The organism is Methanoregula boonei 6A8 (assembly GCF_000017625.1).
GTDB lineage: Archaea > Halobacteriota > Methanomicrobia > Methanomicrobiales > Methanospirillaceae > Methanoregula > Methanoregula boonei.
The window spans coordinates 1,528,998-1,549,693 of the sequence record NC_009712.1; the positions used below are offsets into that span (position 1 = coordinate 1,528,998).

The following is a 20,696-nucleotide window of genomic DNA, read 5'->3' on the forward strand; positions in this document are numbered from 1 at the left end:
GAGTACCCGCTGTTTTTTTTTAAACGGGTGAAATGTATCACCGGTACTACAGCGGGCATATAATGTGTGGATGCAGCGCCAGACGCCTCATTCCACGAACCAGGTACGATTACCCGTACATCCAGAGAATATGATGGAGAGTACCGGTATTCGGTCATGAAAACAGCAACCGGATGTATGTCCGGGATTTCCACAAAAATCACGTACGCTTGAGCAGACAATTTCGTCTTCGATCCAACCGGTACAATTTCGGGGATGGGGAACCGGGAATGCGTTTGGACTTGTGCATCCCACAAAAAAGAGCCGGTGTCAGTACTTCCCTCAGTTCAGACTGGCCCAACAACTCCCAAAAACCGGTAAGGGTCAGGTAAAAACCGAAAACACCCACCATTATTCATCATTTTCCTGCACCCCCCAATCCGGATTCTGGTCCATAATGGCCTCTGGGGACCCGATCGGGCGCCAGATGATACAAAGTCCGATCCAAAAAACACCCCGTACAGAACACCGCTAAAGGGAAAAATATAATGCCCCTGAATTTTCCCGGTTTGTGATTTTAACCCCAAATAGCGGGAATAATTCCCGCGGTGGACAAACGTGTTCCATTTTTGTGTCCACCACCGGACCCTGATAAGAAAACAAGCCCGTTTTGGCCCCGGATTGAGGGGGAGGGACTTTAGGTCTGAAGGCAGGGAGATTTTGCCTGCCCAAGGGGATGATCATTCAATGTCCGGGGGGATATATTAGAGAAGTACCGGATTTGTCCGGGTTTTACAAGTTCCGGCGTGATCCAGACGGGTTCATGACGATTTATCGTGAACTACTAACGGTTCATCATCCTACATGAGCGTGCATTCGGACAATCCCGTATTTCTCCTGAAGCGGAAAAATCGATCACGTAGTTTTCGAGTTCTTCTCAAAATCGATGAAATTTCCGGGTTTATTCAGATTCGGAATAAATTTTTATTTTTTTTTTTGAATGCTCACTCAATGTACTGGTGTAGCAGATCCGTGATGTGTGACATGGAAATAAGGTATGAGATAATACCTGTACTTCAGCCGTTACATTCCCCATTGACACAGGAGCTGTTACCGGTGCAGTACGTATTGTTCCCGCCACACGCCGGGTGACACTGTAAATCCTGCCCGAAAACATACCCGGAATTGCATCCACGGCATTGCCCGTTGACACAAACGCTGTTTCCTGTACAATACGCACTTCCTCCGCAGGACTGGTGACACAGATTATCGCTTCCAAGAACATATCCGGCTGAACAGGGAGGATTATTCAGATAGTCCTGCAAGGCTTTTGGGGTATTGAAACTCCATCCGGTGTAATATCGTGGATTATCAACAGCACAAATGCCGGGATCTGCGCATACAAGATATCCTGCTGTGGTCTCCACTGCAATCCATTCACCGGGTGATACTTCCGCTAATACCCATGCGTGATCTGCTTCCTGGATTGAACTGATATTCTGGTCAACACTTCCTACTTCGATAGTTGCATTTATTCCCCGGGTTTCTACCATATCCCAGACATCCTGTGACATCTGGGCACACACAAACATATCGGGCAGACTGTACGTGTGGGTTTTATGATATTCCTCAACAATGGTTTTGGCCGTTTCTATATTTTGATCCCGTAACCATTCAGGAGTGGTAGTTACACCATACGCTTGAGTATACGCTGGAGTGGCATTATCGGATTGGGCCGGATATTGGTTATTCGTTACATTACTGGTACAACCGGCGGTAAAAATTACTATTACGAAGAGAAAGAGGATACTAAAAATACACATCAGATCTGTATTTTTTTTTGGAGATTCTCCCATGCTATAGCATTCCGGTAACGGGTATTATAATTATCCTGCACCGGGCTTTACGTATTTTTCTAAAATCCGGATGAATAGAATGCAATTTGGGGAATCTGCGATCAAGCGGGACTTTTTAATGCGACAAACCCGATATACCGGTTTACTTCCCGGTATTTTATCACCCACCCGGTATGTGCATAACATTGGGGGACACGAACGGTAATTTCGATCATTCTGTCTTCAGTAAAACCGACATTGGATCAGATTTTCTCCAGAGTCCTCGTTTCATGCAGTGAAACTGGACGAAATGTTTATTGGCTGAGACCATCAGCATTCATACAATCGGGGCTCTCGATCGGTCTTTATGATTTCTGTTCTCTACGTAGATGATGATTCTGACCTCCTTGACACAGGCAAATCATATCTTGAGCAGACACAGGAATTTGCCGTGGTCACCGCATCATCGGGTTCTGCTGCACTCGAACTGATTAGATCCAACGGGATCCAGGCCATCGTCTCCGATTACCAGATGCCGGATATGGATGGCATCGCATTGTTACAGCAGATCCGGGCGATGAATAACAATATCCCGTTTATCATGTTTACCGGTAAAGGCAGGGAAGAAATTGCGGTCAAATCCTTTGAAAACGGTGCTGACTTTTATCTCCAGAAAGGAGGAGACCCTGAATCCCTGTTTGCCGAGCTTATGCACAAGATCAAGGTGGCCGTCGAGCACCGCCAGGCTGATGCACAGGTTACCGCCGTAAACAGGCTCTATGCGGTGCTATCCGCCACCAACAAGGCAATCCTTCATTTTCATGATAAATCAAAATTACTCGACGAGATCTGCCGGATTGTTGTTGCCGACGGCGGCATAACAATGGCATGGGCCGGATTTGTTAATGAAGAAAAACATCTCATCAAAAACGTTGGAACATCCGGCAGGATTGACGGCGTCCCCGATGCGATCGCACTATCCACTGATGACGCTCCCGCAGGGAAGAATCCCACCGAAACTGCATTCCATACGGGAACCGTTTATGTCTGTAACGATATAAAAAGCGATCCGGCGATTGCACCATGGCAGAAAGAGGCACTTGGACGAGGCTATCGTTCACTTGCCGCGTTCCCATTCGCGCTTAATACCCGGAATGCAGGGGTCATTACATACTATGCTTCAAAACCGGGATTTTTTAATGATCGGATCATCCGGCTTCTCGAAGATCAGTCCGGGGATATCTCGTTTGCGCTCGAAACACTTGATCACGAAGAGCAACGAACAGCCGCCAAACATGAACTGGAAGAATCAGAACTCAGGTATCGCCGGCTGTTTGAAGCTGCACAGGACGCGATCCTTATCCTCGACGGAGAGACCGGCGAAATTATCGACGCGAATAAATTCATTCTCGACATGATGGGCTACCCGCTGGAGTATTTCGTTGGCAAGAATCTCTGGGAACTGGGATTTCTCAAAAACAAATCCTTTGCAATAGAGACGTTTACGAAGTTGAAAACCGAGGGGTATATCCGGTACGAAGATCTGCCCATGGAGACCCGGCAGGGTAAAGCTATCAGTGTGGAGTTTGTCAGCAATGTCTATCTTGTAGGGGACAAGAGGATTATCCAGTGCAATATCAGGAATGTCACTGAACGAAAACGTGCTGAAGATGCACTCGCTCTTGCCAGCAGGAAATTGAGCCTGATGTCAACGATTACCCGCCATGATATCATGAACCAGCTCATGGTGCTCTCCGGTTCCCTTGACCTCGCACAAAAATCCGCAAAAGAACCCCAAAGAACAGTCCATATGAACCGGGCGAAAAAAGCGGCAAACACTATTCAGCGCCAGATCGAATTTACCAAGGAATATGAGGATCTCGGAAGCAAGGCACCGGCGTGGCAGAGTTTATCCGGGGTTGTCCATTCCGCTGAATCACAGTTGGCCCCTAATCCCATTATCCTTGAAATTTCCGACGACTCCCTTGAAATATACGCCGACACGCTCCTTGAAAAGGTCTTTTACAACCTTTTTGATAATACCCGGAAATACGGGGGCGCAGTAACACGCATAAGTATATCCCACCATCCAGCCGTTAGCGGGCTCATTATCACCATTGCGGATAATGGGATCGGAATATCTGTCGAAGATAAACAGCGCCTGTTCGAACGCGGCTTTGGGAAAAATACCGGCCTTGGCCTTTTCCTTTCCCAGGAGATCCTCTCAATTACCGGCATTTCCATAAGTGAGACCGGAACCCCGGGCAAAGGTGCACAATTTGAGATCCTGGTACCGGAAGAAGCATTCCGGTTTAAGAAAGAACCGGCACCATCATAAAAATCCGGGGTGGATTAACTCCATCTCCCTCTGTGTCATGCATCCCGTTATCAAAAAGCGGCGGAGTATGTGAGGAACCCTTTCACAAATCGCCGGAACTTATGGGGTGCAAAGAAGAGGAGCAGCCTGCGAGACCCCCTGAGCGGAATCGTAAATCGCAAGAACGATCGTAGCTACTAAGCGTACGGGTCACTACTATCCAAAAGGATAAAATTAGGGGAACGTTCCACCTTTTTTGACCGGTGGATCAGCAGTACAGGGATGTATCCCGACAGGAGATTGCATCACTTGATCCTGTTAAAAAAATGAAAGTAATATCCGGCAATACTCAGGCGTTTATATGTTCCAAAAATTGCAATACGGGAATTCCTTTTTAAGCATTTAAAAAAAGTTTTGAGTATCAGACATATGATTAAAACAGTTGTTGCTGCAATCGCAGCCCTCTCTGTCACAGAGCAGGCCGGATATATCAGAGAGCCTGTGCCAGATTCCCGGAAAACCTTCATGAAGATTATGAATCCACTCATCGTCACGCCTTTACTACGTGACACCAGTACTCCGTTCCGGATCACCTGCGGCCAGTACATCCCCGGGAAGAGTGAAGTACCATTTCCCTTGTATATAATCGACGAAGATTCCAGATTTATAGGGGATCTCAGGGAAGTGCTAGCATCATGAAAAAAAATAAGACTGCTGCAATCGTGGGAGCGGCAGAAATCGAAAAAGTCCACTCAGGGATCAAGGGTCTTGACGATATAACAGGGGGCGGGCTCCCCAAAGGCCGTCCCTCGCTTGTCAGCGGCGGCCCGGGATGCGGGAAAACACTTTTTGCTATGGAGTTCATCATCCGGGGGATCATCGATTACGGTGAACCCGGTGTCTTTGTAGCGTTCGAGGAGAAGATCGACGACCTGAAGTTGAATTTCAGGTCAATGGGATTTGACCTCGACAACCTCATCCGCCGGAAGAAACTGGTCCTCGATCATATCACTATCGATCGCTCCGAGATCGAGGAAGCCGGCGAGTACGATCTTGAAGGGTTGTTCATCCGGCTTGGCGCACTCATCGACGAGGTCGGCGCAAAGCGTGTTTCTATCGACACTCTGGAGGCCCTCTTCTCCGGTTTTGCAAACGAGGCAATCCTTCGGTCGGAGCTGCGCCGGCTCTTCCTCTGGCTTAAAGACCGTGGTGTTACCGCCGTTGTCACGGGCGAGCGCGGGGACCGTACAATCACCACGTACGGCCTTGAAGAATATGTTGCAGATTGCGTTATCACCCTTGACCACCGGGTTACAAACCAGATCGCGACCCGGCGCCTGCACATTGTCAAGTACCGGGGAAGTATCCACGGTACTGACGAATACCCGTTCCTGATCAGTGAAGACGGGATCTCCGTTCTCCCTATCACCTCGTTATCCCTCACTCACAAGGCATCGGGTGAGCGGATCTTTACCGGCATTCCCCGGCTCGACACGATGCTGGAGGGGAAAGGATTCTACCGCGGGTCATCCATCCTTATATCCGGGCAGGCGGGGACCGGCAAGACAAGTATTGCCGCGACGTTTATCGATGCAGCGTGCAGGCGGAACGAGAAATGCCTCTTTTTTATCTTCGAAGAATCCGAGAGCCAGCTTTTGCGGAACATGAAGTCCATCGGGATAAACCTTGAACCATGGGTCAAATCCGGTCTCCTGAAGTTCCACGCGGTCCGGCCGACGGCGTACAGCCTCGAGATGCATCTCTCGGTGATGCTGAAACTTATCGGGGAATTCAAACCAAGGGTTGTGGCAGTCGATCCCATTTCCAACCTCTACCCCATTGGAGATGATATCCAGGTTCGCTCGATGCTGATGCGTCTCATTGACTTTGCCAAGTCTCTCCAGATAACCGGGCTCTTTACCAGCCTTTCGAACGATGTGAATGTCGGGGTCTATTCGGTCGAGCCGACCGAGATGCACGTATCTTCCCTGATGGATGCGTGGCTCATCCTCAAGAATATCGAAGGGAACGGGGAGCGGAACCGCGCGTTTTCCATCATCAAGGTGCGGGGGATGGCCCATTCAAACCAGCTTCGCGAGTTTATCCTGTCGGACAAAGGCATCCGGCTTCTCGATGTGTACAAGGGCAGCGAGGGAGTCCTTTTCGGCTCCGCCCGTATAGCACAGGAGGGCAATGAAATCGACGACCGGCTCTGCAAGAACGAGGAGATCGAACGCAAGAAGCGGGAACTCGAAAGCCGGCGGAAACTCATGGAAAACGAGATCTCTCTGCTCAGAGAGCGATTCGCACAGGAGGAAGACGAGATGATGATCCTTATCGGGCAGGACGTCTCCCGCGAGAAAGTAGCCGCAAAGACCAAAAGGGAGATCGCAACCCAGCGGCACGTCGACCGATAAGCCGGATTCCCGAAGGAGATGTGAACACCGGTGAAAAAATTGTCCGGAACCGGGAAGAGTGCCCCGAACCATACTGTAAAACAAGGTGAAATGTTGCCAACTACACCAGATATCAACCGGAAGGAGACAGAAACAGAGATAGATGAGACAGCGGACGGAAGATGGATCCTGCGGTTGTACGTTGCAGGGCAGACACAAAATTCCCTGACCGCTTTTGAAAATCTCAAGAAGATCTGCGAGGATTATCTCGGAGGCAAGTATACGATCGAGGTCATCGATCTCATAAAAGATCCGCAGCTCGCAAAGGATCACCAGATTATCGCCGTTCCCACCCTTATCCGGAAGCTCCCGGTCCCGGTCAAGAAAATCATCGGGAACCTCTCCAACACCGAAAAAGTTCTTGTCGGTCTGGACCTTCGGAAGGTGAGATAACGTGAAGGCCGCCCCAAAGAAGAAGGCACAAGCAGATGTCACCGCCGAATACGAGACAGCACTTGAGAAGCGGAAGGACAATTATTACGTGCTCCGGCTCTATGTAGCAGGCAACAACCCCCGGTCACAGGCCGCAGTCGAGAACGTGAAGAAACTCTGCGATGAGTACCTGAACGGGAGATACGAACTCGAAGTGGTCGATATCTACCTTGACCGGACAAAGAATCCTATTGACCTCGTGCTTGCAGCGCCGACCCTGATCAAGAAACTGCCGCTCCCCCTGCGAAGAATCATAGGAGACATGACCCGTAAGGAAAGAGTACTTATTGGCCTTGACCTTGTACCGCGAACGTAGAACAATCCCTGCATGACAAAAACACTCCCGGTGACAAGCATGAAACAGGAAGACGCGGACCTTAAAAAAGAGGTCGGGAAACTGCGTGAGAAGGTTCGCGAACTCGAGGAAACACTCGATGCCATCCGTTCCGGCGAAGTAGATGCCATCGTTGTCTCGAAAGACGATGTCCAGCAGGTCTACACACTCAAAGGGGCCGATCACCCGTACCAATCGCTTGTAGAAAATATCAGAGAAGGAGTACTCACCCTCTCCCGGACCGGGATGATCCTGTACGCGAACAAGCAGTTTGCCGAAATGGTGAAGTTGCCCCCGGACAAGATACCCGGTACCTCCATTCTCGATCATATCTGCCCGGAATACCACGTCGTGGTAAAAACGGCGTTAAAAGGGATAGTGAAGAAAACATACCGGATCAATATCCGGATCCGGCAGGAGACGGGATTCCTCCCGGCCCTCATCTCCATGAACCCGCTCTCCTCCGACAAGGACACGAAAGTCAGCGTTGTCGTTGCCGACCGGAGAGAAGACGAAGAAAAAATCTGGCTGCAGGCAAGGATGCTTGACGCGGTCGGGGAGGCAGTCATCGCGACCGACACTGACCAGAGGATCATCTACTGGAACGCTGCTGCGACAAAGACCTACGGGTGGACGGCAAAGGAGGCGATAGGGCGTGCACTCGCGGGTGTAGCAGCACCCGAGATCCCGAAGGAGGAGACGGAGAGGATAGTGGCACAGCTTGCAAATGGAGATACCTGGAACGGGGAATATTTCGTACGTCACTATGACGGTCACGTATTTCCCATCTACGCCACCAATGCCCCGGTCTTCGATAACAGCAGGAAGCTCATCGCGGTTATCCGGACAAGCCACGATATCAGCGAACAGAAACAAAGGGATGCTGCATTGCGGGACAACGGGCAGAGCCTTCTCCGGGCTCATGTGTTGCTGGAGGCCGTAACAAAGGGAACAAGTGTGCTCATCGCGGCCCAGGACCAGGACTTCCGCTATATCTTCTTTAACCAGACGTATAAGGAAGAGATTAGGCGAATCACCGGCAAGGACCTCACCTTAGGGGCCAGTATGATTGAATTGTTTGCAGAGATTCCAGAAGAGCAGAAGAGGACCGTAAATGAATGGAGCAAGGTACTGCACGGAGAGAAAGTAAACGAGACGATAAAATTCGCTGATCCCGGTGGTGAGAACATCAGGATCTACAATGTACTCCACACTCCCCTCCGGGATAATAATGGCAGTATCGTGGCAGCCGGGGAAGTTGCATATGATGTAACGGAGCAGAAACAGGTTGAGGAGACCCTTCGTGAAACAAAGGAATATCTTGATAATCTGTTTAACCATGCCAATGCCCCCATTATCGTCTGGGATCCGCAATTCCGCATCACCCGGTTCAACCAGGCGTTTGAGCATCTGACAGGCAGGAAAGCAAAGGAAGTCATCGGACTGCCGGTGTATACGCTCTTACCGGGGAAATGCCAGGCTGAGTCAATGGATCTCATCATGAAAACCACTCTTGACGGGGAACAGTGGATAAGCACGGAAATACCCATTCTCCACAAGAAGGGAGATATCAGGACAGTACTCTGGAACTCTGCCTCAATTTTTGGATCTGACGGGAAAACAATTATATCGACGATTGCCCAGGGGCAGGACATCACCGACAGAAAAAGGATAGAGGCCGAGGACAGGTTGCGGGCTGTAGGGTATGCAAAAATAAACGAGACTCTCAATGAGGAGATCAGGCAGCGAAAGTCAGCCGATACAATGCTTAAAAAAACCCTGTCGCTCCTCCATGCATCTCTTGAATCGACCGCAGACGCGATCTATGTGGTCGACCTTGAGGGTAAGATCTCCAGTTATAACGGGAATTTTATGACCCTGTGGGATATCCCTCCGGCAGTGCTGGCATCGGGGCAAAATGAGACGGTGATACAGCATATCCTGCCGCAACTCACATACCCTGAAGAGTTTTCAGCCAGCCTCAAAGAGATCCGGTCCCGCACGGCATGTGAAAGATTTGACGTGATCGAATGTAAAAACGGGAAAATCATTGAACACTATTCAAAACCCCAGAAAATCGGGCATCGTGTGGTCGGCAGGGTCTGGAGTTTCCGGGACATTACCGATCGCAGGCATGCAGAGGAGAAACTTATAGCATCTCTCGCGGAAAAGGAAGTGCTGCTTCGAGAGATTCACCATCGGGTCAAGAATAATCTCCAGCTGATCTCCAGCCTGCTTGATATGACCCGGATGAACACCCATGATGAACCGGCCAACAGCATTCTGACCGATATGATGCTCAAAATCCAGACCATGGCGCAGATCCATGCAAGGCTGTGTCAGAGTAAACAGTTCGGAAAGATCAGTTTAATCACCCAGATACAGGACCAGGTAGCCTTATTTTCAGGTATTTATTCCCATAATGGACGCGAGATCAGCTGTGAGATTCATTCTAACGAAGTAGTTCTTCCGTTGGACCTAGCTGTCCCCTGCGGGCTTGCCATGAATGAGATCCTTTCGAACGCGTATAAACATGCCTTCAACGGGCAAAAAAACTGCACAATCCGTATTTCTGTATCACAGGAGAACGGCCACATACAAATCACAATCCGTGACAATGGGACGGGGATCCCCGCTTACATTGATTTTGATCGCACCGGCAGTCTTGGGATCTCACTTATCAGGACACTGGTGCAGCACCAGTTGAAGGGAACGGTTACGCATAAAATCCAGGATGGTACTGAAATCAGCATAAAGTTTCCTGCTTTGACAGAGGGGGGGAATAACGTATGGTGAAAATACTTGTTGTAGATGATGAAGCAATCATAATGATGCAGCTGGAAAAAAGGCTGACCGCGATGGGATATATCATTGCAGGTATGGCGTCTTCCGGTGAAGAGGCAGTCGCCAAGGCCCGGAATATACGGCCTGATCTTGTGCTGATGGATATCGTGATGCCGGGAAATATGAATGGCATTGAAGCAGCAGGGGTCATGAGGGGGGAACTGAATATTCCGGTTATTTTTATCACCGCGTACGCTGACGATGCCATTATTGAAGCAGCAAAAAGTGTCCGCCCCTATGGCTATATTGTCAAACCCTTCAATGAGCTGGGAATCAAGGCAGCCATTGAAATGGCAATGTTCCGAAGAGGAATAGAACATGAGGAGCAGAAATCGGGAAAATCTGCACCGGAAAAAATTGTGACGGGTGCAGACGGCGGCACGCTGGTACAAAATGATCTTTCCTATCATGACCTGCCGGAAATAAAGACCATACTTTTAACCGATATCTTCACGGACCTCGTTATCTTCCTCTACACGGATCAAATCATAAAAGAACCAATATTCAAATTTGCGCTGGAAGAGGGCCTTAAAAAGGGAGGACGCAACCTGTTTGCCTATTCCCATTCAACACTCCAGAAATATTTCCCAAAAGAGATCCTCAAAAAGGAGCTGTACACCTACCGGATAAAAAGAAATGAAGTTTCCGCCCTGCTGCCCGTCATTGATAAGTGCACTGAATCCCTGCTCTATCCGGGTTCAACCGATTCATTGCAAATCCTGCTGGACTTTTCTGAAAGCGATGAGTTCGATGATATCCTTGCCATAAAGGATCTGCTCCTTTCAAAAAAGGAGAGACATACCCCGGTATCCGGGATCATTGCCATGAATATCGGGAAAATTGATCATACCCTGATACAATCCCTAGCCCGGGGGATTCCCAAGATTATCGTGTCAACCGGGAAAGAAACGTCCCTTTCGTTTGCCCATCATTCATTTCCTGCCGAATCTATTTCGGTTGTTCCCCAGTCAACCATCGATGATGTCGTAAAAAAATCACTGGAACCGGTGGTCCTTTCTCTTCTGGATAAACCGATTTCAGGATATGATATCGTTCACGAGATTCACAGCCGGTACAATGTGCTTATTCCGCATGCAAGGATTTACACCATTCTCCATGATCTTCAGGAAAAAGGGGACCTTGAGATTATTACTTCAGGAAAATCCAAATTGTATAGTCTTACTGTAAACGGGAAGAAAAATATCGACCAGAAGCTCAATGACTTCCAGCAGGTCTTCCAGCATATTATATCGGACAAACGAGGATTAACTGCGGACAAGAAGGATAAAAAAATATGAGCGGGGTATGTATCAAAACTCCACTTACAAGAGAGATTACAACGCAAAAACGCTTGGACCGTGGGATTTTCCGATCCGGGGGGGGATAACAGGCACCCCGGAGAACGGTGTATGGTTGAGTACTACGCACTCCTTTTCTTGTAAAACTGCATGAGCACCGGGTTCGGAAGGCAGCTCCTTTTCAGTCTTTACACCTTCTTCATTTCTGCCGTAGTACGCATTTTATCTACGCTCACAGGTCCGGACACATGCTGATATGCGACACTCACAAAAATGGCCATACCGTGACGAGGGTTCCAACAAGGAAATACTTTTCCGGCTTATGGTTTTAAGAATTCCAGGACCGGTTCATGAAGCGTGCTCACATTTCCTGTCGTTATCAGCTGGACATGCGAGCCGGTCACGTTCGTGTATGCTTCCGTATAGAGTTCCTGGAAGGTAATGTCCGGGTTTTCCTGGATAAGGTCCACCGCTTCTAAGGTAAATTCATCCGAGATCCATTGCTTAATATCAATGTCGTAGGTCGCGGCAAACGAGGGCTCGGTACTGGAAGCTCCCGTAAGGTAGATGATACCCGGCGCCGTTAGGTTCGCGGCGATACTCTCGCCAAAACAGGTATCATCCATGAAAACGAGCTGCCGGTATTTCTGTTCCCGGCTCATCGTATCCGTTATACGGGTAATATTATCCGTAGTAAAGAGATTGCCGTTCCAGAAGTCGATAGTCCCCGGATCGCCGTGGCCGACAATATAGATAAACACATCGGTACTCGCGTTGCTGTCCAGTACCACCGGGGTTAAATCGGTTTTTGTACCGGTCAGGACATTATTGAGCGTGGCAGCAGTCACCTGCGAACCGGTATACGCCACATTGGCACCGAGCCGGATATTGGACCCCTCGGGAACATGGTGGACATTTCCCGGGATAGGATTTTCCGGGAGGGCGGGGATATCATCATACAACATGAGGATGATGTGGTCATCAGGGACCCCGTTATCACGGAGCAGGGTGTACAGGGTCAGCCCGTCTGCCTGGTGCCGGTAATTAATCCACCCGTTTGTGGGCGCAATAATGACTGCCTCAAAATCGGTCTTTGTGAGGAAAGGGATATTTTTCCCTGTAACCTGAGATACTGGCGACATCCCGTTGTCCGAAGGTGAGATTTGGGAAATTGACACACCGTTTGTGCTCGCGTTTGAGAGGAGAGGAAGATATTCCCCTGCCGCCGGGGGTACTGATGAGATCCCGCTGTTGGAGGGAGGGTTCGGGGGCGGTATTGTTGGCCGGCTCCGGGCAATCGACACACCGTTTGCGCTCGCGTTTGCCGAAAAGACGCCAACGGTCTGGAAATCCCCGTCCCTGATGACCCAGTGGGAATAATAGGTCACCAGCGGATCCACGCCAACATCCCTGTCAAAGATAAGCGGTCCGCTTGCTCCGCTGATCCCGGGTGTCTGCCCGCTTTCGATCAGAAGAAGATTCTCATGGATGGCCTGTGCATCCCAGCCCGGTGAAGTACCGTTGCCGGACACCACGTCGTGTATCGAAGCGGCAAGGGACTCAGTGGGGTTTGCCTCCTGCCGGGCCGAGGTATACGCGGCAAGCAGGAGGGCATCGTACGCTGGCGCTGCAAAACCCGTGGGAGCGTGGCCGAATTTCTCTTCATACGCAGCCGGGAAATTGGTGGATGGATCCGCGGTGGGAGCGGTCCCTTCAATCCCTTCAGCCTCAGACCCAAGCGAACTGATGAGCGCCGGGGAGACGGCCCCGTCGGTAAGAAAGAGCTTTGCCGGTTTACCTGACTTGTCGATCGCCCGTTTTATCGTTGCAGCGTCGGACGGATTGTCGCAGGCTGCAATAATATAATCGGGATCTGACTTCAGGGCGTCTGCAACATCCGCGTCAAGCGAGCTGCTGTTCTGGTCAAACTGCTGTATCGAGACAAGATCGAGGCCATTCTCTATGGTAAAGAACCCCATCCAGTTATAGAAAGTCTCCCCGTACGCGGAGTTTTCAGCAAGAAGGGCAACGCGGTGAGCCCCTTGTTTATTCAGGATGTTCACGATCACTTGTACCTGTGCCGCATCGCTCTGCGTAGTCCGCCAGAAGTATCCCTGATTTCCAAATGCAAGAGTGATGCTGCCGGCGGTGGCCATCGGACTGATAAGGAGTTTTTTCTTTTTGATAAATTCCGGGGCAAGCGTGAAGACATCGTCGCTGTTCCGGGGCCCGATGACAATCTGTACAGAATCGTCATTAAGGAGTTCTTCGGCCATCTGCGTGGTGTTACCCGTGCCGGTGTCCATGTATACAAGCTCGACCTGCCTCCCTCCGATGCCACCCTGCTGGTTAATGGTATCTTTTGCCCATTCGAGCGGTTCTTTGATATCTACCCCACCGGTGATGGGGAGGAGGACACCGATCCGGACGGGAGTACGTGCATGCAGGATCGTATACCCGGCCACAGCTCCGGCTGCGATAATGAGGATGACAACAGCAATAAGCAGGAACTTTGGCCAGCGTTTTTTTTGTTCGATTCGTATCACCGCGTTTCAGGTTCCAGAGTGCCGGACTTCCAACACACGTGTTTTTGGTCCCCAACTCAAGCGTATGTCTCTTTAGGGGAGATGATAACACTGACGGGATTTGGCAAATCTTGGTTTGATGGTTACAAGAACCGGGCTTGATCCGGAAAAGAGGAGGGAGATTGTAGCAATCCACCGGTGATACGTTGGCATCACCATTTCGGTTAATTGTGTTTTGATTAAACATCCTAGTTAAGGTCTGCTCGATCTCGCTTATTGTTTCAGGCCAATGGGATTTACGTTCACATTGGGGCGGGACTCCGTATTGGCGATCCGGATAACCGCAGTCTCTTTGTATAAGGTGGAGGTTTGCTTGGCGGAATTTACACAAGTGGTTCCGGTTGCGGATTATAAACCGTCGGGAGTCGGGACGGTTTCTCTCCGATCTGTGTAAGTGAGGTGTTGGCCTCAGCACGGAATTTCCCTGATATCCGGGCCATCAGCATGATTACTTTCACCCATAGGGATACGGATTTATAAGGCCGGGCATCAGGTGTGGACTACTATAACTGCGGTAATTTTGGCGAGAATGCCCGGCAGACGAACGCTCAATGGACGGCTTTAGGCATCGTATCCGGTTATTTTACTAAAGTGCAGGGATATCCGCATACAGCAGGAGGTGCATGATGGACGTAAAGAATACCAAAGATGCAGAGGAAGAACTCAGGGAAGACGTGATGAAACTGGGCAAAGACGCCCGGGGTTTCGAAGAAGAATTCGTTGAGTTCCTGAAAAAAAACCAGGTTATCGGTCTTGCTGTCGCTTTTATCATCGGGACCGCAGCAACGGCTCTGGTCACATCGCTTGTAAAGGACATCGTCATGCCGGTAATTGGCGTCATTCTCCCTGGCGAGAACTGGCAGACTGCAATTCTCCCGATCGGACCCATCAATTTCATGGCAGGTGACTTTGTCGGTGCCATGATCAATTTCATTATCATTGCCCTGGTGGTGTTCACGCTCGTGAAATATATCATGAAGGCAGACATGTCAAAAAAAGTCTGATCTTCCCTTTTTAAAAACAGGGGCAGATCCTGTTTTCACTCCCGGGCTTGTACTCATCACAGCGAATAAAGAGCGCCCGGCCCTCTGTGCTCTCGGGGGAAAACCATTCGGGAACAATACGGGATCCAATAATTTCAACCCTCACTTTCATGATCACAGGAAAAAAGGGACGCACAATCCGTATCGCCATATTCAGGCATTACTTCAGGGGATCGTTCCCGTGGATGGGAGAGATCGCTTGCGATCATTTCGGCAGATAGTTTGCATTTGGACGATCGGGCCAACGTTATCCTTATGCGTATGACTTATGAGGTTGTCTGATTTTTCGAGAACGAAAATCTGATAACACCATTGAACGTTTAAAAAGCAGTCCGGGCCACATTTCCAGGGGTTCCTTCTGGGGACAGGACAGGGAATCTCCGTTTGCAAACCCGTGCCCGGTGATCTCGTTCACAGCCGATCTCAAGGCAACAAAATCCCCTCTTTCCTAAAAAACAACGCGGGTATATCGTGTCAAATTTTGTTCCAAAATCTGCATTCTGGCACAGATCCTATCACCCGGGCCCGCTACTAGGCTGATTATCAAGGAGGTTAAAATGTCAAGTTTGAAAAAAAGTGGAGAAACTCGTTTCTCCCTTGTATTCAGTATTGCGTTGCTCGTCCTGATGACAGCCGTGATAATCCCCGGCGTGATGGGATCTTCAGCAAATGTGAATCTCGGAACGGCCGGTAATTATGTGATTCTATCAGAATCCGGAATCTCAACCACAGGAACTACGTCAATCGTTGGAGATGTTGGCGTAAGTCCAATCAATGCGACGGCCATAACGGGCTTTGGCCTTGTCATGGATCCCTCAAACCAGTTTTCAACATCGTCCCTAGTTAATGGAAAGGTATATGCAGCGGACTATGCTGGTGCTACACCGGCTACCCTGAATGCTGCTATAAGTGACATGGAGGCAGCGTATACGGATGCGCTTACCTGGTCACCCGGGGTTACCGAACTTGGCGCCGGAAATATCGGCGGGATGACGCTCACTCCCGGTGTCTACAAATGGAGTACTGTCGTGACTGTCCCCACGGATGTCACCCTCGCGGGTGGCCCCAATGATGTCTGGATCTTCCAGATAGCACAGGGGCTGGACATCAGCTCTGGCAAGCACATTATCCTTAGTGGCGGAGCACAGGCTAAAAACATCTACTGGATTGTAGGCAGCCAGGCGACACTCGGTACAGGATCGGTATTCAACGGGAATATCCTGAGTAAAACAGCGACTGTTATAAACTCCGGTGCAACCTTAAATGGCAGGGCACTGGCACAGACCGCGGTCACCCTGGATGCAAACACGGTGACCAGCCCGGCATCGGGCATGGCATCACCCCCCAGCAACAGCGGCTCAACAACAGCCGTAAATCTTGGAACGGCCGGCAACTTCGTTATCCTGACAAAAACAGGAATTTCAACTACCGGAACCACTTCAATTGTCGGGAACGTTGGAGTGAGCCCGGCTGCAGCGACATACATAACCGGGTTTGGCCTCGTCGCGGATCCCTCCAACCAGTTTTCGACATCGTCCCTGGTTGTCGGAAAGGTATATGCAGCCGACTATGCGCCGCCAACTCCGGCTACCATGACTACCGCGGTAAGCGACATGCAGGCAGCATACACTGATGCAGCCGGCCGTGCTCCCGGTGTAACAGAACTGGGCGCTGGAAATATCGGCGGGATGACGCTCGCCCCCGGGGTCTACAAATGGAGTACCGGCGTGACTATCCCCACCGATGTTACCCTCGCGGGAAACTCAAATGACGTATGGATCTTCGAGATTGCACAAAATCTTGATGTCAGTTCAGGTCAGCACGTGATCCTCAGTGGCGGTGCACAGGCAAAGAACGTCTACTGGGTGGTCGCCGGCCAGACAACACTTGGAACAGGATCGGCATTCAATGGCAATATCCTGGACCAGACGGCAATCATCCTGAACACCGGTGCAACATTAAATGGCAGGGCACTGGCGCAGACCGCGGTTACCCTGGACGCAAACACAGTGACCAGCCCGGCATCGGGCATGGCATCACCCCCCAGCAACAGCGGCTCTGCAACAGCAGTGAACCTTGGAACAGCAGGCAGTTTTGTTATCCTGACAAAATCAGGAATCTCAACCACCGGAACTACGACAATTATCGGGAACGTTGGGGTGAGCCCGGCTGCAGCAACATACATAACCGGGTTTGGTCTCGTGGCGGATCCCTCCAACCAGTTTTCGACATCGTCCCTGGTTGTCGGAAAGGTATATGCAGCTGATTATGTGCCGCCAACTCCGGCTACCATGACTACCGCGGTAAGCGACATGCAGGCAGCATACACTGATGCAGCCGGCCGTGCTCCCGGTGTAACAGAACTGGGCGCTGGAAATATCGGCGGGATGACGCTCGCCCCCGGGGTCTACAAATGGAGTACCGGCGTGACTATCCCCACCGATGTTACCCTCGCGGGAAACTCAAATGACGTATGGATCTTCGAGATTGCACAAAATCTTGATGTCAGTTCAGGTCAGCACGTGATCCTCAGTGGCGGTGCACAGGCAAAGAACGTCTACTGGGTGGTCGCCGGCCAGACAACACTTGGAACAGGATCGGCATTCAATGGCAATATCCTGGACCAGACGGCAATCATCCTGAACACCGGTGCAACATTAAATGGCAGGGCACTGGCGCAGACCGCGGTTACCCTGAATGCAAACATAGTGAGTGACCCCTTAGCAACGGTGGCTCCCACAAACGGCGGCTCTGCAACAGCAGTGAATCTTGGAACGGCCGGCAACTTCGTCATCCTGACAAAATCAGGAGTCTCAACCACCGGAACCACATCAATTGTCGGAAATATTGGTGTGAGTCCAATCGCTGCAACCGGAATGACGGGATTTGGTCTCGTCATGGATCCTTCGAACCAGTTTTCGACATCGTCTCTGGTTAACGGGAAGGTATATGCAGCCGATTATGTGTCTCCAACTCCCGCTACTATGACGACTGCGGTAAGCGACATGCAGGCGGCATACACTGATGCAGCCGGCCGTACTCCCGATGTAACAGAACTGGCTGCCGGAAATATCGGCGGGCTGACCCTCGCCCCCGGAGTCTACAAATGGAGCACCAGCGTGACCATCCCCACCGATGTCACCCTCTCAGGCAGCCAGAATAGCATCTGGATCTTCGAGATTGCACAAAATCTTGATGTCAGCTCTGGTCAGCATATTGTACTTAGTGGAGGTGCACAGGCACAGAACGTCTACTGGGTGGTTGCCGGTCAGACAACTCTTGGAACAGGATCGGTATTCAACGGCAATATCCTGGATCAGACTGCAATAGTACTGAACACCGGTGCAACCTTAAACGGCAGAGCACTGGCACAGACTGCAGTTACCCTGGACGCAAACACAGTGACCAGCCCGGCATCGGGCATGGCATCACCCCCCAGCAACAGCGTCTCAACAACTGCGGTGAACCTTGGAACGGCGGGTAACTTCATTATCCTGACAAAATCAGGGATCTCAACCACAGGAACCACGTCAATTGTAGGGAATGTCGGTGTGAGCCCGGCTGCAGCAACATACATAACCGGGTTTGGACTTGTCATGGATCCTTCGAACCAGTTTTCAACATCGTCTCTGGTTAACGGGAAGGTATATGCAGCCGACTATGTGCCGCCAACTCCGGCCACCATGACGAGCGCGGTAAGCGACATGGAAGCCGCATACACTGACGCAGCCGGCCGCGCTCCCGATGTAACAGAACTGGGCGCAGGAAATATCGGCGGGATGACCATAACCCCCGGAGTCTACAAATGGAGCACCAGCGTGACCATCCCTACAGATGTCACCCTCTCAGGCAGCCCGAATGGCATCTGGATCTTCGAGATTGCACAAAATCTCGATATCAGCTCTGGTCAGCACGTTGTCCTTAGTGGCGGTGCACAGGCACAGAACGTCTACTGGGTAGTTGGCGGCCAGACAACACTTGGGACAGGATCGACATTCAACGGAAACATCCTGGATCAGACTGCAATTGTGGGAAAGACCGGCGCAGTATTACACGGTCGAGCACTGGCACAGACTGCAGTTACCCTGGACGCAAACACGGTGAATTGATCCAACGCGATGATAAATGGGTATTACAACTGTCCGTAAACTTAAATGATCTCAAAGGAAGAGTACCTGAAGACCGGGGAAGGGAGTCTGTCAAACCACGATGAATAAAAAAAAAGGTGGTGCCAGATCATCCCCCGCAGACAGATTTAATCCCACTTATTTTTCAAGCGTTAATTTCTACACCTTATGAAAAACCGGCTCTGCCGGAGTCTTCACAGGGCATTTAATACCCTCCTGTTTGTGAAAAAATGATCACGAGAAAAATGATCTGTTTTCGGGATTTTTTTGCAGATCAGAAAGATCCTGGATGCAGGCGGATCCACATCTGCCGCGAATTCAGCAAAAACGCTTTTTCGAAAGAATCGTTGAACTATCCCCCGAAAAAACCACTCTGATACTGACTTTTCTCCGGGAGATCCTGTTCTCCGGATTATATTACAAAAATTGGAAAGTATCAAGTCACTTTATTTCACCCTCTTCTGATAGTGCTGAAACGAACAGATAGCGTTCACCGGATGCAATTACAGTATTTATCTGTACCATTTCAATCCCGCATCCGGGTGTAAGCAGCGTATAAAGAAAATGACGGGTATTTGGGAGACTAAAAACTATGGTAAAACAAAAAAGCAAATTGATTGATATCTTCACGAATAACGAACAGGAGATCCTTGAGGACTGGATGCGTGAACAGATTGCTTCGATCACGTACCGAAAAGACCTTCTCACTGAAGCCGAACTCCGCACGCAGTCCGCAGAACTTATGGGTCTGATGATCGCCGCAAGCCGCAGCGGGAATGTCACAGATATGACCACGCCAGAATGGAAACCAGTGCTTGATTTTCTTGCGGCCACCTCAAAGACCCGGGCGGCGCAGGGTTTTACCACCCAGGAGACGGCGACCTTTATCTTCTCCTTAAAACAGCCGGTCTTTGCACGCATGAAGTCAGAACTAGGGACCAATGCATCGGCACTGGCAGAAGAGATCTGGATTGCAACGGTCCTTTTGGACAAACTGGGACTTTTTACTGCCGAAACCTACCAGAAGAGCAGGGAGGATATCATCCGGCGGCAGCAACGAGAACTCCTGGAACTCTCGACACCGGTCATTAAAATCTGGGAAGGAATTCTTGTCCTTCCTCTGATCGGCACGCTGGACGATTCGCGGACGCAGGTCGTAATGGAGAACCTGCTCCAGAATATCGTGGATACGAACAGCTCTATTGCCATCATCGACATTACCGGTGTCCCGGAGGTTGACACACTTGTTGCCCAGAACCTGATAAAGACTGTCTCTGCGGCACGGCTCATGGGTGCACACTGCATCATCTCCGGGATCCGCCCGCAGATCGCCCAGACGATGGTACATCTCGGCGTGGCATTTGGCGATGTGGTCACAAAGTCGTCCCTTGCCGATGCCCTGAAATATGCATTCCAGCAGGCCGGGATAACCGTTACCTGAGGGTT

General features: G+C 50.4%; 12 protein-coding genes. 10 read left to right on the forward strand and 2 right to left on the reverse strand.

Annotation, left to right across the window (positions count from 1 at the left end):
- Positions 1-1,055: 1,055 nt before the first annotated feature.
- Positions 1,056-1,835: an EB domain-containing protein gene (locus tag MBOO_RS13925; RefSeq protein ID WP_012107038.1), complete on the reverse strand. Its 780-nt coding sequence runs from the start codon at positions 1,833-1,835 to the stop codon at positions 1,056-1,058.
- A gap of 346 nt (positions 1,836-2,181) precedes the next feature.
- On the opposite strand from MBOO_RS13925, the gene MBOO_RS13095 reads away from it, so the two are divergent.
- The 7 genes from MBOO_RS13095 to MBOO_RS07780 all read left to right on the forward strand — a co-directional run bounded on the left by MBOO_RS13095 (position 2,182) and on the right by MBOO_RS07780 (position 11,495).
- Positions 2,182-4,152 (forward strand): hybrid sensor histidine kinase/response regulator, encoded by a 1,971-nt coding sequence (locus MBOO_RS13095; RefSeq protein ID WP_012107039.1) that lies wholly within the window; start codon positions 2,182-2,184, stop codon positions 4,150-4,152.
- Between the two features lie 408 nt (positions 4,153-4,560).
- Positions 4,561-4,830, forward strand: coding sequence for a hypothetical protein (locus MBOO_RS13930; protein WP_157677639.1), 270 nt, complete (start codon positions 4,561-4,563; stop codon positions 4,828-4,830).
- Positions 4,827-6,548: a circadian clock protein KaiC gene (kaiC, locus tag MBOO_RS07760; RefSeq protein WP_012107041.1), complete on the forward strand. Its 1,722-nt coding sequence runs from the start codon at positions 4,827-4,829 to the stop codon at positions 6,546-6,548. The genes MBOO_RS13930 and kaiC overlap by 4 nt, the downstream gene beginning before the upstream one ends.
- A 90-nt stretch (positions 6,549-6,638) precedes the next feature.
- Positions 6,639-6,980, forward strand: a complete 342-nt coding sequence (locus tag MBOO_RS07765) for a circadian clock KaiB family protein (RefSeq protein WP_048068675.1) — start codon at positions 6,639-6,641, stop codon at positions 6,978-6,980.
- Position 6,981: 1 nt separating this feature from the next.
- Positions 6,982-7,335, forward strand: coding sequence for a circadian clock KaiB family protein (locus tag MBOO_RS07770; RefSeq protein ID WP_012107043.1), 354 nt, complete (start codon positions 6,982-6,984; stop codon positions 7,333-7,335).
- 39 nt (positions 7,336-7,374) lie between these two features.
- The gene (locus tag MBOO_RS13100) at positions 7,375-10,149 is read left to right on the forward strand and encodes a PAS domain S-box protein (RefSeq protein ID WP_012107044.1); all 2,775 of its coding nucleotides are present in this window, start codon (positions 7,375-7,377) and stop codon (positions 10,147-10,149) included.
- A complete protein-coding gene (locus MBOO_RS07780; RefSeq protein WP_012107045.1) occupies positions 10,143-11,495 on the forward strand; it encodes a response regulator in 1,353 nt (450 codons plus the stop codon). The genes MBOO_RS13100 and MBOO_RS07780 overlap by 7 nt, the downstream gene beginning before the upstream one ends.
- Before the next feature lie 320 nt (positions 11,496-11,815).
- On the opposite strand, the gene MBOO_RS07785 is transcribed toward MBOO_RS07780, so the two are convergent.
- On the reverse strand, positions 11,816-14,041 hold the full coding sequence (locus MBOO_RS07785) for a C13 family peptidase (RefSeq protein ID WP_012107046.1): 2,226 nt from the start codon (positions 14,039-14,041) through the stop codon (positions 11,816-11,818).
- A 662-nt stretch (positions 14,042-14,703) separates the two neighbouring features.
- On the opposite strand from MBOO_RS07785, the gene MBOO_RS07790 reads away from it, so the two are divergent.
- The 3 genes from MBOO_RS07790 (at position 14,704) to MBOO_RS07805 (ending at position 20,691) form a co-directional block, all read left to right on the forward strand.
- A complete protein-coding gene (locus MBOO_RS07790) occupies positions 14,704-15,084 on the forward strand; it encodes a large conductance mechanosensitive channel protein MscL (protein WP_232385590.1) in 381 nt (126 codons plus the stop codon).
- Between the two features lie 665 nt (positions 15,085-15,749).
- The gene (locus MBOO_RS14075; protein WP_198324425.1) at positions 15,750-19,232 is read left to right on the forward strand and encodes an ice-binding family protein; all 3,483 of its coding nucleotides are present in this window, start codon (positions 15,750-15,752) and stop codon (positions 19,230-19,232) included.
- Between the two features lie 610 nt (positions 19,233-19,842).
- Entirely contained in the window at positions 19,843-20,691 is an 849-nt protein-coding gene (locus MBOO_RS07805) for an STAS domain-containing protein (protein WP_012107049.1), read from the forward strand.
- The last annotated feature ends 5 nt before the right edge of the window (positions 20,692-20,696 follow it).

Excerpts from the sequence above, each read along its gene's own strand:
- MBOO_RS13100 (WP_012107044.1), top strand. The coding sequence starts at position 7,375 with ATGAAACAGGAAGACGCGGACCTTAAAAAAGAGGTCGGGAAACTGCGT.
- MBOO_RS13930 (WP_157677639.1), top strand. The coding sequence starts at position 4,561 with ATGATTAAAACAGTTGTTGCTGCAATCGCAGCCCTCTCTGTCACAGAG.
- kaiC (WP_012107041.1), top strand. The coding sequence starts at position 4,827 with ATGAAAAAAAATAAGACTGCTGCAATCGTGGGAGCGGCAGAAATCGAA.
- MBOO_RS14075 (WP_198324425.1), top strand. The coding sequence starts at position 15,750 with ATGACAGCCGTGATAATCCCCGGCGTGATGGGATCTTCAGCAAATGTG.
- MBOO_RS07790 (WP_232385590.1), top strand. The coding sequence starts at position 14,704 with ATGATGGACGTAAAGAATACCAAAGATGCAGAGGAAGAACTCAGGGAA.
- MBOO_RS07765 (WP_048068675.1), top strand. The coding sequence starts at position 6,639 with ATGTTGCCAACTACACCAGATATCAACCGGAAGGAGACAGAAACAGAG.
- MBOO_RS13095 (WP_012107039.1), top strand. The coding sequence starts at position 2,182 with ATGATTTCTGTTCTCTACGTAGATGATGATTCTGACCTCCTTGACACA.
- MBOO_RS13925 (WP_012107038.1), bottom strand. The coding sequence starts at position 1,835 with ATGGGAGAATCTCCAAAAAAAAATACAGATCTGATGTGTATTTTTAGT.
- MBOO_RS07805 (WP_012107049.1), top strand. The coding sequence starts at position 19,843 with ATGGTAAAACAAAAAAGCAAATTGATTGATATCTTCACGAATAACGAA.
- MBOO_RS07780 (WP_012107045.1), top strand. The coding sequence starts at position 10,143 with ATGGTGAAAATACTTGTTGTAGATGATGAAGCAATCATAATGATGCAG.